Source organism: Endozoicomonas numazuensis (assembly GCF_000722635.1).
GTDB lineage: Bacteria > Pseudomonadota > Gammaproteobacteria > Pseudomonadales > Endozoicomonadaceae > Endozoicomonas_A > Endozoicomonas_A numazuensis.
The window spans coordinates 148602-165335 of record NZ_JOKH01000004.1 but is presented as its reverse complement, the minus strand read 5'-3'; the positions used below and the strand labels follow the sequence as shown (position 1 = coordinate 165335).

Genomic DNA, 16734 nt, shown 5'->3' with positions numbered 1-16734 from the left:
TTATTTTCTGACAATTTGACTATTTGGTCAGAAAAATAGCAAGTACAAACAGTCCCGGGAAAGGCATTGTCACAGTCATTAAAAAGATAGGCGGCTGGTTTCGCTGTCTTGAAACGTTTAATGCTATGAAAAAAAACGTATATGCCATTGAATCATTTTCATATGAGCCTGAGTGTTCATTCAGAGTAGGTATGCCTATTATCTGAATTGACCAGTTGGTCAGATAGTTGCATTCAATAAACGATGGATCGGTTTAATCTGCCAATGCTGAATCTTTCTGGTGTACAGGTGGAAGGTGTGCACTGTATTTGTGCGCTCAGAAAATGATAGGGTGATCAGGTGCGAAGGTTTGTTGAGGCAAATCGGTTGAAATTATTTTTCAACCTCACCATGCAAATACAGTCAGGACACCAATAATAAGAACAACAACAACAATATAGGGAGCTTAGAATGGATAACGCTGAAATGTCCTCCTCTGCAGATGGGGGTAAGAGTGGGTCACTGCTCGACCGAATTTTTAAACTGAGCGCCAAAAATACGACCGTAAAAACTGAGTTGGTGGCAGGTCTAACTACCTTTGTCACCATGTGTTATGTGGTTTTTGTGATACCAGGGATGCTCGGTGATGCCGGGATGGATAAAGGTGCACTGTTCACAGCTACCTGTCTGGTCGCAGGCTTAAGCACTATAGCGATCGGCCTTTTCGCTAACTGGCCAGTGGGGCTGGCTCCTGGTATGGGGCTGAATGCTTTCTTTGCCTATGCAGTGGTGCTGGGAATGGGTTACTCCTGGCAGGAGGCGATGGGGGCTGTATTCTGGGGCGGCGTAGGTTTCATGCTGTTGAGCCTGTTTAAAGTCAGAGAATGGATTGTAGACAGTATTCCTGTTGGACTCAGAGTCGGGATCACCAGCGGCATTGGCCTCTTCCTTGCGTTAATCGGTCTTAAGAATGCCGGTATTGTGGTGGCCAGCCCAGGCACTATTGTAACGCTTGGCGATATCACTCAGTTTGGCCCTATGATGGCCAGCCTCAGTCTTTTTCTTATTCTGGGTCTTGCCTTTCGTGGACTGAAAGCTGCGGTGCTGATTGCTATTGCTGTTGTGACATCTATTGCATTACTGACGGGAGATGTCGTTTTTAGTGGAGTGGCTTCGGCACCACCCAGTGTGGCACCTATTGTGGGTGAGCTGGACATTATGGGCGCTCTAAACCCTGAAATGCTGGGTGTCATTATTGCTTTCATGTTCGTTAATCTCTTCGATACGACAGGTACACTGATTGCCGTGGGCGACAAAGCTGGCCTGGCTGATAAAAATGGCAAAATGCACAACATGAACAGAGCCATGGTGACCGATGGTACCGCTTCCTGGGCGGGTGCACTGATGGGCACACCTACTGTGACTTCCTATGTAGAAAGTGCGTCAGGCGTTGCCGCCGGAGGTCGTACCGGACTGACCGCCGTCACTATTGGTGTACTGTTTTTACTCTGTACTTTTTTCTCACCCCTGGCGGGTATGGTGCCGGCTTATGCAACAGCAGGAGCACTCATTTATGTAGCGGTGCTGATGGTAGGAAGTCTGGCCAATATTGACTGGAATGACCTGACTGAAGCTGGGCCGGTATTGATCACTACTATTATGATGCCGCTGAGTTTCTCTATTGCCAATGGTATTGCATTGGGCTTTATTGCCTACCCTGTGATTAAAGTTCTGGCTGGACGTTACAGTGATGTCAGTATCAGTGTTTGGGTGCTGGCTATTCTATTTGCGCTTAAGTTTGTGTTCTTTGGCGTATAACTCATCCTGCCTTTCTGGCTTGCTCATGGTGATGAGTAAGCCAGCTTATTCCCTGAACAGTCTGCTTGTTCTCAACAATAGTGAGAGTTCTATTTTAAGCTTTTAAACCGCAGCCACGAAGCACAATATTGCAGATGGTATCTGCGGCTTTTTCGTATTCGGAGGCGGGTAACTTTTTCTTTTTCATCACCCAGCAGATTTGCTTTTCATAATCGGCGTAGTGCTGAGTAGATCCCCAGATCAGGAAAATCAGATGCATTGGCTCAATGTGAGCCATCTTACCTTCATCCATCCAGTGCTGAAAAATATCAACTTTGTTCTTGACCCATTCTTGAGTAGAAGTCTTCATGGAAGAGGAAAGCTGTTGGCCGCCATGAATGATTTCGCTGGCAAAGATGCGGCTGGCAGTGGGGTATTTTCTGGAGACCTCAACTTTAGAGCGGATGTATCGCTCCAGGGATTCTGCCGGATCGTCCTCTGGGTGGAACTCATTCAATTTGTCGTTCCAGAGGTTCAGAATGTTATTCAGTACCTCATCGTAAATTTCCTGTTTATTACTGAAGTAATAAAGCACGTTGGGTTTTGGCAAATTGGCCAGATCAGCGATTCGCTGAACCGTTGCTCCTTTGTATCCATTCAGGGCGAACTCCTGTTCAGCCGCTTTCAGAATCAGACGAACTCTTTCCGTTCTGATGCGACCGGTTTTCTGGGGCATACGTTTTACTACAGCCATGTACGGATCCTGATTTATTGTTTTTGATCATCCTTTGGGATGATTTATACCACTGGCAGGAAGCATAGAAAAGAATCAGACACTGTCCATAAATGGTGAATCATTGAGCAGGGAGAGAAGGTGAAGCAAATAGTGAGCTGATAATAGGCCGGGATCTTTTTCAGCCTGAAGGCATTCTCAATTTCAAAAAATTGGCCAATAATAGCAGCCGGAGCATAACCGTGAAGTGACTATCTTGTCATTGCGATTCATGGTTTAGGATGAACTACCTGCTTTGTACTAAAGGTAGTTCTGGAGAATTAGGTTTGTGAAGCAGGAGTATGGATGCCTTTTATTGATTTTGCAGGCCTGCCCTGGAAGCCCAGACGTTATCTGAAACAGCAGATTCCAGAACCCTGGCGCGATTGGTTGCTGGACAGCGGTTCCCTGACGCAACGGTTGAAGTTGGCATTTAACAACAACTTCAGTGTGCAGGTTATTCGTCATGGAACATTTATGCCTACTTACTCGGAGCATAGATTCCTTAATAATCAGGAGCGACGGAGGGTGACTTCTGTCTCTCATGGAGAAACAGGTTTTTTCAGAAGCAATAGCTGCAGCAAAATGGCTACTATCAGAGAAGTTTTGCTGATTTGTGATGGCAGGCCCAGAGTATTTGCTCGCAGTGTATTGCCGCACAGCAGTCTTATTGGTCCTAACAGGGAGCTGCTGCAGTTAGGCAGTAAGCCTTTGGGAGAATTTTTATTCAATCATCCGGGTATGCGTCGAGGGCCGTTTGAAGTAGCAGAGCTGCCTGCCCGCCAGTTTAATCCATACCTGATGGATAAATACTCAGATGAGACTGCCTGGGGCAGACGATCGTTGTTTTATCTGAACGAAAAGCCTATTTCTGTGTGTGAAATTTTTTTGCCAGATTTGCCTGCACAAACAGAAAGCACTTCTGAAGTGGTATCAAGGTGCCTGGAGCATGAGCTCTAATAGATATTCTCAATAAGGATGTTTGTTTGCTGAAGTAACCTCCTCCTGAAATATCGAGATGTCCTTAGTGAGTCTGTTCATGGTCTGATTGAGAAGCGGCTCTAACCTGATAAACTGGCGACATGAGTCACGGTTCAAGGTCATGAATGACAAGGGTCCAATCTTTTCATCCTCTATGGGCCTGTTCAAGCGATGATAAAAAAGATTCAGATAAACAGCCAAAAACTATGATGCAATTCAGGAAATTGATGGGCGTGTCAGCAGGCACTGAAGCGGTTCTGCAGAGACTACCCCGTCTAAAAGACTTTTTACAATTAGCCCGGTTGGACCGGCCTATTGGCATATATCTGTTGCTTTGGCCTGCCATGTGGGCGCTTTGGGTAGCGGCGGAAGGTATTCCGAGCCTGGCCAATCTGGTCATTTTTGCAGTGGGTGTGGTGTTGATGCGCAGTGCAGGCTGTGTCATTAATGACTTTGCTGACAGGAAGGTCGATGGCCATGTTAAACGCACCCGCAACCGGCCTCTGGTAACGGGAAGAATTCAGGAAAAAGAAGCACTGATGTATTTTGCCGGAATGGTATTTCTGGCTTTTGTTCTTGTGCTCTTTACAAACACTCTGACCATTCAGCTGTCATTTGCCGGATTATTACTGGCAGCCGCTTATCCTTTTGCAAAAAGACATACCCATCTGCCACAGGTTGTTCTGGGGGCTGCGTTTGGCTGGTCTATCCCTATGGCTTTTGCTGCTGAGAGTGGGGCGCTGGGAAATATTGCCTGGTTGATGTTCCTGGCCAACCTGTTCTGGACTGTGGCCTATGACACTCAATATGCCATGGTGGATCGTGATGATGATCTTAAAGTAGGCATCAAATCCACCGCTATTCTTTTTGGAGAAATGGATAACCTTATTGTTGGCTGTTTGCAGGTACTTACTCTGGTAACGCTTGCCATGCTCGGTCGTCAACTGGAGTTGGGGGCTTTGTATAATCTTTCTCTAATTGCGGTAGCAGCCCTGTTTGTATACCAGCAACTGTTAACCAGTAACCGTGAGCGTGATGCCTGCTTTAAAGCATTTTTGAATAACCATTGGGCCGGAGCCATTGTGTTTGCAGGCTTTGTAGTGAGCTATCTCTGATCTGTTTATAGGGCTTGGCCTGCTGAGTACTGGGTAAGGTGTGAATAAGTTTTGTTACTTCTGCCGGCTTAATAGCTTGTAGAGTGAGTACATGACTTATTCGTATCTTTACTTAATACCGGGCATATTTTGCTTGTCACTTCTTTGCCAGTTCAGGTAAAAGATCTTTATTCTGTTTAATGCTGTTTATAATCTGATAGGTATTATCACTAGCGTTTTATAGGGTGGAAATGCCGTTGAGTATTGTCTCCCAAGGGGTTTAGTCGAAGTGTTTGTGTTTGAAGTGTGATGTCTGCTTTGTCTGTGTCATCTGTCTGTAACATTTCAAGGGTGTAATGACCCATGTATAGTGCGGTTGATCGAAGCAGTGAGAAACAGCCCTGAGTGATGGAGCAATGGTAGATCGAATATATTACCCTCCCGGTAAAGCTTGGAGCTGTACCTGATAGAAGCCAGAACGTCACCGCCAAAATCGAATCGACAGATAACAGGTAGAGATCAATGCCAGGAAAGACCATTCTGATCGTAGATGACGAAGCACCTATTCGCGAGATGGTGACCGTTGCTCTGGAAATGGCAGGATATGACTGCCTCGAGGCAGCTGATGCGAAGGAAGCGCACTCTCTGATTGTAGATAATAAGCCCGATCTGATATTGCTGGACTGGATGTTACCGGATATCTCAGGTATCGAACTGGCCCGCCGCCTCAAGCGTAATGAGCTGACCTCAGAAATTCCCATCGTGATGCTGACAGCAAAAGGTGAAGAGGATCATAAAATTCAGGGGCTTGAAACCGGAGCGGATGACTATATCACCAAACCTTTTTCTCCTCGTGAACTGGCTGCCCGTTTGAAAGCAGTACTTCGTCGTGCAGGCGGATTTGATAATCAGTCTCCTATTGTCATAAAAGGCTTGGAGCTGGACCCTGTCAGTCACAGGGTATCGATTGATGGATCTCCCGCTGAGATAGGGCCTACTGAATATCGTTTGCTGCAGTTTTTCCTGACTCATCAGGAGCGGGCATATAGCCGTGGACAGCTGCTGGATCAGGTGTGGGGCGGCAATGTCTACGTAGAAGAACGAACAGTCGATGTGCACATTCGACGTTTGCGAAAAGCCCTGGGCAATAACTATGAAGGCTTTGTTCAAACGGTTCGCGGTACAGGCTATCGTTTCTCAACAAGAGTTTAGCTGTGTTACCCATCACTATTGAAGATGAGGGGTGGTTGGCAGCACTCGTCGCTCATGATTGTTTGAAACTGTCTGGTGAGCTCGACCTGCTGGCTCACCAGAGGTAACATTTTTCTATGGATGGGTGATAGCCTGTCTGGGGTGATGTCAGTGATCGACGTTGCTTTTGAGACTATTGTAGATAGCCATCTGGAACATTATTCTCGTCCAGTAGGCTGTCAGCAGGTATCTGGCCGGGAGTAATATGACAACAATTTCAAAATCCTATTTGTTGAGCCATATGCTGGCTTACATGATAGTTGGGTTTTCTCTGGGCTGGTTTGTAGGAGAGCCTTTTTTGGGCCTCTGTGTGGTGATGGGAGGTTATTTTGTATGGAGTTTCCGTCAACTCTTTAAGCTGTTGGATTGGTTGAATGACCCCAAGGCGAAGAGTAAGGAGCCACCCGAAAGTAAAGGATTCTGGGGCGAGATTTTTGATGGTATCTATCGCTTACAAAAACAGCACAGCCGTTCTCGGCAAAAGCTTGCTGTCGTCATCGAGCGTATTCAGGAATCCACAGCCGCTTTGAATGACGGCGTAGTAATGATTGATAATCAGAGCAATCTGGAGTGGTGGAATCCGGCTGCTGAAACCCTGATGGGCCTGAAGATGCCTGATGACCAGGGGCAATTAATTACGAACCTGCTGCGAGATCCCCGGTTTTCTGACTATTTTGATCAAGGTGGTTATCAAAAAGCGCTTGAAATTCCCTCCCCTATCAATCCTGATCATCAATTGCAGTTTAATATTACAGTTTACGGTAAAGGCAATCGGCTGATGACAGTCAGAGATGTCACGCGTTTGAATCAGCTGGAAGTCATGAGAAAGGATTTTGTTGCCAATGTATCCCACGAGCTGAGAACACCGCTTACTGTTGTTTCCGGCTATCTTGAAACAATGCTGGATAGTCTGGGTCCTGATTCTGGTTTGCCTCCTGTTTGGGAGAAAGCTCTGAATAGAATGCAGGAGCAATCACTGAGAATGCAGAACCTGGTGGCAGACCTTTTATTGTTGTCCAAACTGGAATCGGCTGAAGCCCAGTCTGATGAGAATGGTGTACATGTTAAAACCATGCTGAATAGCATTGTTGAAGATGGACGAGCGCTCAGTGGTGAAAACCAGCATCAGATTTCTCTGGATTGCGATGAGGATGTCTTTTTGGCTGGCAGTAGCAGTGAATTACGCAGTGCTTTCTCAAATCTGGTCTTTAATGCTGTTCGCTATACACCGCTGGGTGGAAAGATTCATGTGCGCTGGTGGCAAGATAAGGAAGGTGGGCATTTAATGGTGGAAGACAATGGGGTTGGCATTGATCCCATGCACATTCCCAGATTAACTGAACGCTTCTACCGTATTGATAAAAGTCGTAGTCAGAATACAGGGGGAACAGGGCTTGGGTTGGCTATCGTCAAGCACGTAATGCTGAGACATGGAGGTAAGCTTAGTATCCGTAGTCACCCGGGGAAAGGCAGCCGATTTGTTTGTCATTTTCCTGAAAAATGTCTTGAGCTGGAGCATTCCTGAAAAAGCAGAAAAGGAGCGGTAGCTCCTTTTCTGCTTTTAGGTATACCATCAAAAAATGATTTATCTTTTCATGGTCATACATGATTCAAATAACCGGTTTAACTGCATTGAATCATGTTTTCATTCTGACCCACTGACGTCTGTATTTCAGAAGCAGCGGATAAGACATTAGTCTGGAGTTCTGAAAAAGGTAAACTTAGTTCTCAACCACGCAGTCCAGACGTTTTTTGCCAGTGCGATCCAGGTAGGCCTGGAAATCACGTGGTAGACGGCCAGTGGTAGAACCGTCCCATTGTATTGTGTCGCCTGCTTCTGTCTGGAATTCAAAAGTAAATTTTTGAACATTTCTGCGACGCTTTGGAGTCGCTACTTCCAGATCATCCAGGTCTTCCATTGAGATGCCGCGCTCAGCCATAATTTGCTTAACGGCTTCAATGCTTTCCTGTTTAGCTTGACGCTCTTCGTCAATTTTATTTCGTGCTTCAAGTTTCTCCTGCATAACATCCTGCATTCTGGAGATAATACGCTCAAGATCTTCAACATGAACATCTTTAAACAGTGAGCGGATACGGGTTTTACTGCTCAGGCGATGATGAATTTCTTCAAAAACGTTCATTCAGGAACTCCCAATTCAGACCAAATCGATGGGGTATTGATGGTATTCAATTATGAAAGTGCCTATTTATACAGGAAGCTTTAAATTGATGGAAGCATTTAATGTGCTTTTACGAAGTATTTAAATAGATTTAAGAAGGTTTTATGAGTTGATAGGAACGATTGTACAATAGATAAACAGTTGGAGCTTGGCATTAAGTGCTAACGATTTGAATTGTCCTGAAATTAATTGTTTGCTTTAAAGGGATAAATACATACTTTGGTATTGGGGCTTTCAAGAAATACAATATAGATTAAATGGCCGATGCATTAGGAAGTGTATGGCTCTTCAATAATTTTGAAAAATCCTGAAGGTGTTTTATTCCGCTTTCCTCAGACTCTTGGCACCATTTAATTAATGCATCTATTCGTTCATTTTTATCTTTTATCGTATTCCAGATAGCTTGAAGGTCATTTTTTTTCTTGTAAATCGTATTGAGAACCTGGCTGGTATCGAGAATGCTTTGGACTCGTTCCTTATGACCGGGAATCAGCAGGCTGCTTTCACGAGCTAGAAGTTGTCTGGCGGAATTAAATAGTCGTTTGGTCTGAGCACAGGCTCTGCTTTTTTCATCCCTGACCATTGGTGCGATGACCATTTTTTTGTATTGGGCCATAATTTGAAATCGATTATTAATTATGGCCATTACAGTATCGTAATCTATATGGTCTTTTTCAAAGTCCATTTTAGCCAGTGGATTGACTGTTCTGGCATGGGCCAGATTTAAAAAACTGAAAAAGCGAATCCATAACCAGCCAATATCGAACTCCCATTTACGCACTGACAGTTTGGGTGAGTTGGGGAACGTGTGATGATTGTTATGCAGTTCTTCTCCTCCAATCAGCAAGCCAATAGGGAATAAGTTTCTGGCGGCATCCTTACATTCAAAGTTTCGATACCCACTGTGGTGGCCCAGACCATTGATGACACCTGCGGCAAAAAATGGAATCCAGAGCATTTGAACAGCCCAGATGGTAATACCTATGATGCCAAAAAGAAGCAGGTCAATGACCAGCATGAACGCAATGCCTGCCTTGGTGTAGGGGGTATATAATTTCCTTTCAATCCAGTCATCAGGCGTTCTTTGTCCGAAGCGCTGAAGGGTTTCCTGATTTTCTGCTTCTTGTCGATACAACTCTGCACCTTGCCAGAGTACTTTGCGGAGTCCTTTGCGAACCGGGCTATGAGGGTCATGGTCTGTTTCACAGAAGGCATGGTGTTTTCTGTGAATGGCTGTCCACTCCAGAGTTCGCATGCCTGTTGTCAGCCAAAGCCAGAAACGGAAAATATGCTGTAAAACAGGGTGAAGTTCCAGAGCGTTATGAGCGCTGTACCGGTGCAGATAGATCGTGACTGATAGAATAGTGATGTGTGTCAGCAACAGGGTTGCCAGTGCAGCCTCCCATAAAGAGGGAGACAGGAATCCTTCATACCACATGTTCATACCTCATCAGCTTTTCACAGAATACAGCTCTTTTAATAAGTCGAATTATTGTTTGTGCCGGTGTCACCTGATTGTTTCATGAAGCAGCGATATTGAATGGGCGAAGACTGCTGATTTTATCGTCCCGATAAATTGGATCCTTGAAGTAAGCTAGCAGCTTTTCATGTTAGAAACATTTTTTTGTATCGTTTTGTGAAAGGTAATGCCCCACTGCTGTAACAGTGGGGATACCAGTAAGCAGGCTATTTTTATTGTGTTTGTTAAATGCTAACTCGTTATATTAAGTGTTGCAAAGGTAGCTATTACTCTCCGGTCATTGCTGTTTAGTGAGATTTCCCAGAATCTTTTTTATCCGGGCAGTGATAACTTTGACTCACTTTATTGTCTGCAGTGACTGACTCCATTTTGACATCAAACTGCCAGAGTCTGTGTACGTGTTTCAATAACTCTTCGGTATTTTTATCCAGTGGTCGTCCCTGATGCTGGTAATGTCTTACGGTTAATGTTCGATCGCCACGGACATCCACGTCAAAGATCTGGATATTAGGTTCCCGATTGCCAAGATTATATTGGGCAGCAAGGGACTCTCTTACTTCCTGATAACCGGTACTGTTATGGATAGCATCGACTTCCAGATAAGACTTGCCTTCATCATCCAAAACAGAAAACAGCCTTAGATCCCTCATGACTTTAGGGGACAGGAACTGCAGGATAAAACTTTCATCTTTGAAGTTCTTCATAGCAAAGTGAACCGTTTCCAGCCAGTCACTGCCTGCAAAGTCAGGGAACCAGTGCTTGTCTTCATCCGTTGGATCTTCACAGATTCTACGAATGTCCTGAAACATACTGAAGCCAAGAGTGTAGGGGTTGATTCCACTGTAATTTGGACTGTCAAAAGGCGGTTGATAGACCACGTTAGAATGCGAGTGCAGGAACTCCAGCATAAAGCCGTCAGTCACTTTGCCTTCATGATATAGCTCATGCAGCAGGTGGTAGTGCCAGAAGCAGGCCCAACCTTCGTTCATGACCTGAGTCTGTCGCTGAGGGTAATAGTACTGGGCTACTTTTCGGACGATACGAATCAGTTCACGCTGCCAGGTCTCAAGAAGAGGAGCGTTCTTCTCCAGAAAATACAGGATATTCTCTTCTGGATCTTTGGGGAAACGCTGAACTTTCCTTTCTTCTTTTTCTTCAGCTTTTGGAATCGTTGTCCAGATATCGTTCAGTGTTCTCTGGATATATTCAGCACGTTCCTGCTGACGTTCTTTTTCCTGTTCTGCAGAGAGAGGCCTGGGACGCTTATAGCGGTTGACGCCCTGGTTCATAAGGGCGTGAGCTGCATCCAATACATCTTCTACCGCTTCAACACCATATTTTTCTTCGCATTCTGCCACATAACGTTTAGCAAACATCAGGTAATCAATAATGGACTCTGCATCGGTCCAGGTCTGGAAAAGATAGTTACCTTTGAAGAATGAGTTGTGACCATAACTGGCGTGCGCCAGAACCAGTGCCTGCATGGTCATGGTGTTTTCTTCCATGAGATAAGCAATGCAGGGGTCGGAGTTAATCACAATTTCATAAGCAAGCCCCATACGACCACGTTGGTAGTTCTGCTGGGTATGGAGAAACTGTTTGCCAAAGCTCCAGTGGCTGTACATCAATGGCATACCTGTTGACGAATAGGCGTCCATCATTTGTTCAGCACTGATCACTTCAATCTGGTTGGGATAGGTATCCAGCCTGAATTTGTCGGCCAGTCGAGCCAGTTCACTGTCATACTCTTGAATGAGTTCAAAGGTCCATTCTGAACTGGTAGAAATGGGCGTTTTTTCACTCGTAACTGATGTCTCGCTCATACGGTTTCCTTTTTCTCAAACAGGCGACGGAACACCGGATAGATGTCATTAGGTGTTTTGATCTGCTGCATGGCGAACTGATCAGCGAATGACTCTGCGACGCTTTCGTATTCACGCCACAGATTCTGGTGTGCGCGATCGGTGATTTCGACGTATGAAAAATATTGAACCTTTGACATGATTTGCTCAGTCAGAATCTTGGAGCAGACGCTGGAGTCACCTTCCCAGTTATCCCCATCAGACGCTTGAGCAACATAAATATTCCAATCCACTGGGTTGTAGCGGTTATTGATAATGTCACGGGTCATTTCCAGCGCACTGGATACAATGGTTCCGCCTGTTTCTCTGGAATAAAAGAAATCATCCTCATCGACTTCTTTCGCCGCAGTATGGTGACGAATAAAGACGACTTCGATCTGTTTGTAATTACGCTGAAGGAATAGATAAAGCAAAATGAAGAAGCGCTTGGCCATATCCTTGATTTCTTGTGTCATGGAGCCAGAGACATCCATGACGCAAAACATCACAGCTTTATTACTGGGACTGGGAACCTTGATCAGGTTGTTGTATTTGAGATCAAAGTCATCAATAAAGGGTAGTTTTTTTAACTTGCCATTGAGTTCTCTGATTTTCTCGCGAAGCTCTTCTACTAACTGTGTGTCAGTCGCTTCAGGACTGACTTCCAGCTCGCGGAGTTGACGCCTCAAAGCTCTCACTTCTTTTCTGGCTCCACCTCCCAAAGCAATGCGTCGAGCATGGGCTGATCTCAGAGAACGCACAATATTCAGTCGGTCAGGAGAACCTTCGCTGGAGTAACCTGCATGCTTCATTTTAAACTCAGTAGCATCCTGGAGTTGCTTGCGCACCAGGTTGGGCAGCTCCAGATTATCAAACATGTGATTCAAAAATTCTTCATGATTGATCTGGAAGCTGAATTCATCCATCCCTTCGCCAGAGTTACCGGCTTTACCCTTACCCGACCCCTGGCCTGAACCCCCTGAGGGACGCTTGATTCTGTCGCCAGAAATGAACTCTTTATTCCCCGGGTGAACCTGCTTGTATCGACCCCCCTGGCCATGCTGAAAGCGTGGCTCGGAGAGATCTTTGGTTGGAATAGTGACCTGGCTGCCTGATTCCACATCAGTAATGGAGCGCTTGTTAACCGCTTCAGAAACAGCTTTCTTAATGTGCTTTCGGTATCTGTCCAGGAAGCGCTGTCTGTTGACAGTACTCTTGTTTTTCCCATTCAGACGTCGATCAATAATAATGCTCATTAACACGCTCCCTGTCTGTTATGACACAGAACATTTCATGATTTCCATGTCGCCAGTTTTGAACAGCCCGTTCAAAACCTTGTCATTCCAACTCCCTCATTTCATGACTTTTTTTCGCTCATGACTGTATTGGTTATCGAAATGTGGTGACATCCTTCCACCGGTTTTTTTTATTTTCTCGTCAGGAGTATTTTTCTGACATTCGTCAGTCACTCCTGAAGTCGTCTCGAAATTATTTTTTGATCACATACATGGGGTGGGCCAGTATGTGATCAAAAAATAATTCCATAAACAGCCATGAGCGGTAAATGCGGCTCACCCCGAAACATGAGAATGGCTACAGGGTCTGATAGAGCTGCACTTTCATAATAAAGTATGGCCTGCGACCGGGTCGCAGGCCATATCGGTTACTGTGACTTTCTGACCCTGATATACCATTCAGCCAGTAGTCTGACCTGTTTCTCGGTATAACCTCTTTCAACCATACGTTTTACGAACTCGTTATGCTTGCGCTGGTCTTCATTGCTGCTCTTGGCATTAAATGAAATGACCGGCAGCAGGTCTTCAGTGTTAGAGAACATTTTCTTCTCAATTACGGTGCGCATTTTCTCGTAGCTGGACCAGCTTGGGTTGCTGCCCTGATTGTTGGCCCGTGCTCTGAGTACGAAGTTAACGACTTCGTTCCGGAAGTCCTTCGGATTGGCGATACTGGCTGCTTTCTCGATTTTCTCCAACTCTTCGTTAATGGCGACCCGGTCAAGAATATCTCCGGTTTCAGGATCACGGTATTCCTGATCCTGAATCCAGAAGTCTGCGTAAGTAATGTAGCGATCAAAGATATTCTGGCCATATTCAGAGTATGACTCGAGGTAAGCTGTTTGAATCTCTTTGCCCAGGAATTCAATGTATTTGGGTGCCAGGAATTCCTTCACATAACGCAGATAACGTTCATGTATTTCTTTCGGGAACTGTTGCTGTTCAATCTGTTGCTCCAGGACATAAAGCATATGAACAGGGTTGGCGGCCACTTCTGTTGGATCAAAGTTGAAAACCTTGGATAGGATCTTGAAAGCAAAACGGGTAGAAAGTCCTTCCATGCCTTCATCGACACCTGCGGCATCTTTATATTCTTGTAAAGGCTTGGCGTTGGGGTCAGTATCTTTCAGGTTTTCACCGTCATAAACTCTCATCTTGGAATATACATTGGAGTTATCAGGTTCTTTTACTCTGGAAAGTACTGAAAACTGGGCCAGCATTTTCAATGTATCAGGTGCGCAGGGAGCGTCTCTCAGAGAGCTGTTGGTTAATAGCTTCTCATAGATCAGGATCTCTTCTTTGACTCGAGTGCAATAAGGAACCTTGACGATATTGACCCGGTCAATAAAGGCTTCATTGGTTTTATTGTTTTTAAAGGTCTGCCACTCAGATTCATTGGAGTGAGCAAGTAATACACCATTAAAAGGAATGGCTCCCATACCTTCCGTACTGTTGTAGTTGCCTTCCTGAGTTGCAGTCAGCAGGGGGTGAAGGACTTTGATGGGAGCCTTGAACATTTCTACAAATTCCATCAGGCCCTGGTTGGCACGGCAGAGTGCGCCGGAGAAACTGTAAGCGTCTGGATCATCCTGTGAGTATTCTTCCAGCTGACGAATATCGACTTTACCTACCAGGCTGGAAATATCCTGATTGTTTTCATCGCCTGGCTCGGTCTTAGCGATGGCTACTTGATTCAGAATACTCGGATAAAGTTTTACAATTTTGAACTTGGTAATATCACCGCCAAATTCGTTCAGACGTTTTACTGCCCAGGGTGACATGATGCCGCCAAGGTAGCGTTGGGGAATACCGTATTCCTGAGTTAGTATGTCTCCGTCTTCTTCGGCATTGAACAGATTAAGAGGGGATTCGAAAACCGGCGAACCTTTAATGGCATAGAAAGGTTGTCTTTGCATCAGGGCTTTTAATCGTTCTGCGAGAGATGACTTACCTCCACCAACCGGACCCAGCAAATAGAGAATCTGTTTCTTTTCTTCCAGTCCCTGAGCAGCATGTTTGAAGTAGGATACGATTTGTTCAATCGCTTCTTCCATGCCATAAAACTCTTCAAAGGCAGGGTATCGCTTGATCAGTTTATTGGAAAATATACGGCTGAGGCGTGAGTCCCGGGAGGTATCAGTCATCTGTGGTTCGCCAATAGCCAACAGCATTCTTTCTGCTGCATTGGCATAGGCACCAGGGTCTTCTTTGCAGAGATCCAGATACTCCTGGATGTTAAGCTCTTCCTGCTGCGTGGATTGGAATCGCTCCTGATAGTGGTTAAATATATCCATATTGTGCCCTGCCCTGTCTGATGTTCGGTTTCGATAGCCGTACCGGGGTTTGGCCGCCCCCTCAATTACGACTATCGGCAAGATCAGTACATTAGCCACTCTTATAATTATAGAAAGCAAGTATAAGCAGTGGCCTGGGCTGGCAGCCGTCCATTGGCTGACATCATGGAAATCTCAACTGAAACATTGATGTTGACTCAAACAGAATGGCAGGAAATTTCCAGCCCTTTAGATTTTATAATGTGGAGTTTTTGATCAATCTGCAATAGTTGTCGTAGGGTTTAATGCAGAAAATAGCGATTTTTTTTTCTGCACCCGAAAAGTGCGTGAGGTTCTTGGGGGTTGTGACAGTACTGTTATCACCCTGAAAGTTGCAAGTAAACGTCTTTAGACTTTTATTTGTCTCACCGATAAATCTTGCTTGATTATGCAAGAAAACGGGTTGTGTCCGGGGTCATCAAGAAAGAGAGTAACAGTAGCGCTTATACAAAATGAAATCATCAGATAGGAATGATTATGGCGATACCTATAACCTTCCTTTCAAGGTTCAGTGATTCTCAATCTGAACTGCTTGCTACGCCACTTGGATGTTTAGTCGACTCTTTTCAAGTCTATTCTCGGTCAGCCTCCTAGGAGGCTGACCGAGAATAGACAGTCCGGCCTAAAATCCAGAAAGAACGGCCATCTTTTCCACTGGATTTGCTTAAATAGGTCAACTATTCGCACAAATCCAGTGAAAAAGCTGACTCGTTCTACTGAATTTTATGCTCGGACGCTATTCTCGGTCAGCCTCCTAGGAGGCTGACCGAGAATAGACAGTCCGGCCTAAAATCCAGAAAGAACGGCCATCTTTTCCACTGGATTTGCTTAAAAATAGGTCAACTATTCGCACAAAACCAGTGAAAAAGCTGACTCGTTCTACTGAATTTTATGCTCGGACGCTATTCTCGGTCAGCCTCCTAGTCATGCTGAGAAAATCTTCTGTGGGTCGGATACCTGATAAAGATTTTTTACAACTTTCGGAAATGAATGAATTGCAGTGAGCGGGATGATTCGGTAGTATTCGCCGCCTCGAGTTGGCCGGGCAGTCGCTGTTGGATGCTGTTTCAGTATCTGGTGGAGGAAAGTCCGGGCTCCATAGGGTGTGGCGCCAGGTAACGCCTGGGAGGCGAAAGCCTACGGAAAGTGCAGCAGAGAGCAGACCGCCTAAGTCACCAGCTGGTGACCGGTAAGGGTGAAAGGGTGCGGTAAGAGCGCACCGCGTGACTGGTAACAGTTCACGGCATGGTAAACCCCGCCTGGAGCAAGACCAAATAGGAATCCTAGAGGTGTGGCCCGCACTGGATTCGGGTAGGTTGCTTGAGGTGTCTGGTGACAGGCATCCCAGATGAATGATTGCCCAGACCTGTTTTACAGGTTGGACAGAACCCGGCTTACAGGCCAGCTCGAGACTTCTTTTTCTTCCGCTAAGTGAGAGCTTTACCTGAGTAACTCCGGAAAGTAATTCGGAGAGTATGATTTGCCAATCTGCAATGGATTGAGCGTTGTGTTCATCGATTTATGTAATTGTCTGAAATTTTTACAATTTTTTTCAGACAGCTTTCTGGCTTCACGAGCTTAAATAGATCTTCCTCCCAAGCTGCTCATTTTCATGCACTTTTTTAATGCAATGTTCTGGTTATGAGCTCTCTGTCCAGGTCAATTCTTTGACGCAGCAGACAGATTCTGACCTTGACGTGGGTTTTTGAGATTTCTATAGTGTGCTTCAGTGGC

Annotated in this window: 11 protein-coding genes and 1 other RNA gene; 6 read left to right on the top strand and 6 right to left on the bottom strand. The window is 45.3% G+C overall.

Translation table 11 applies throughout. The features are described from left to right. The first annotated feature begins 450 nt into the window (after positions 1–450). Positions 451–1797 (top strand): NCS2 family permease, encoded by a 1347-nt coding sequence (locus GZ78_RS17460; RefSeq protein WP_152558799.1) that lies wholly within the window; start codon positions 451–453, stop codon positions 1795–1797. A gap of 94 nt (positions 1798–1891) precedes the next feature. Here the strand turns inward: GZ78_RS17460 and GZ78_RS17455 are convergent, their stop codons facing one another. Beyond that, positions 1892–2530 carry a TetR/AcrR family transcriptional regulator gene (locus tag GZ78_RS17455; RefSeq protein WP_034838876.1) on the bottom strand — a complete coding sequence of 213 codons (639 nt, stop codon included), beginning with the start codon at positions 2528–2530 and terminating at the stop codon, positions 1892–1894. Between the two features lie 324 nt (positions 2531–2854). Here GZ78_RS17455 and GZ78_RS17450 point away from each other — a divergent pair, with 324 nt between their 5' ends. From GZ78_RS17450 to phoR, 4 genes are all read left to right on the top strand, one after another. After that, the gene (locus tag GZ78_RS17450) at positions 2855–3508 is read left to right on the top strand and encodes a chorismate--pyruvate lyase family protein (protein ID WP_051786306.1); all 654 of its coding nucleotides are present in this window, start codon (positions 2855–2857) and stop codon (positions 3506–3508) included. A gap of 248 nt (positions 3509–3756) precedes the next feature. Beyond that, positions 3757–4644 (top strand): 4-hydroxybenzoate octaprenyltransferase, encoded by an 888-nt coding sequence (ubiA, locus tag GZ78_RS17445; protein ID WP_051786337.1) that lies wholly within the window; start codon positions 3757–3759, stop codon positions 4642–4644. Positions 4645–5145: 501 nt separating this feature from the next. Next, positions 5146–5835, top strand: coding sequence for a phosphate regulon transcriptional regulator PhoB (phoB, locus tag GZ78_RS17440; protein WP_034838874.1), 690 nt, complete (start codon positions 5146–5148; stop codon positions 5833–5835). 244 nt (positions 5836–6079) lie between these two features. Beyond that, the gene (phoR, locus tag GZ78_RS17435) at positions 6080–7399 is read left to right on the top strand and encodes a phosphate regulon sensor histidine kinase PhoR (RefSeq protein WP_034838872.1); all 1320 of its coding nucleotides are present in this window, start codon (positions 6080–6082) and stop codon (positions 7397–7399) included. 196 nt (positions 7400–7595) lie between these two features. On the opposite strand, the gene GZ78_RS17430 is transcribed toward phoR, so the two are convergent. From GZ78_RS17430 to GZ78_RS17410, 5 genes are all read right to left on the bottom strand, one after another. Continuing rightward, positions 7596–8015 (bottom strand): H-NS histone family protein, encoded by a 420-nt coding sequence (locus tag GZ78_RS17430; RefSeq protein WP_034838869.1) that lies wholly within the window; start codon positions 8013–8015, stop codon positions 7596–7598. Positions 8016–8307: 292 nt separating this feature from the next. Further along, positions 8308–9492 (bottom strand): DesA family fatty acid desaturase, encoded by a 1185-nt coding sequence (locus GZ78_RS17425; RefSeq protein ID WP_034838866.1) that lies wholly within the window; start codon positions 9490–9492, stop codon positions 8308–8310. Positions 9493–9821: 329 nt separating this feature from the next. Further along, complete coding sequence (locus tag GZ78_RS17420; RefSeq protein ID WP_034838864.1) at positions 9822–11357, bottom strand: SpoVR family protein; 1536 nt, start codon at positions 11355–11357, stop codon at positions 9822–9824. Continuing rightward, complete coding sequence (locus GZ78_RS17415; RefSeq protein ID WP_034838858.1) at positions 11354–12631, bottom strand: YeaH/YhbH family protein; 1278 nt, start codon at positions 12629–12631, stop codon at positions 11354–11356. Before GZ78_RS17415 ends, GZ78_RS17420 begins: the two co-directional genes overlap by 4 nt. A 407-nt stretch (positions 12632–13038) precedes the next feature. Further along, a complete protein-coding gene (locus GZ78_RS17410; protein ID WP_034838856.1) occupies positions 13039–14961 on the bottom strand; it encodes a PrkA family serine protein kinase in 1923 nt (640 codons plus the stop codon). 1072 nt (positions 14962–16033) lie between these two features. Here GZ78_RS17410 and rnpB point away from each other — a divergent pair. Beyond that, positions 16034–16413: RNase P RNA component class A (gene rnpB, locus GZ78_RS27695), an RNA gene on the top strand. Positions 16414–16734 lie beyond the last annotated feature (321 nt).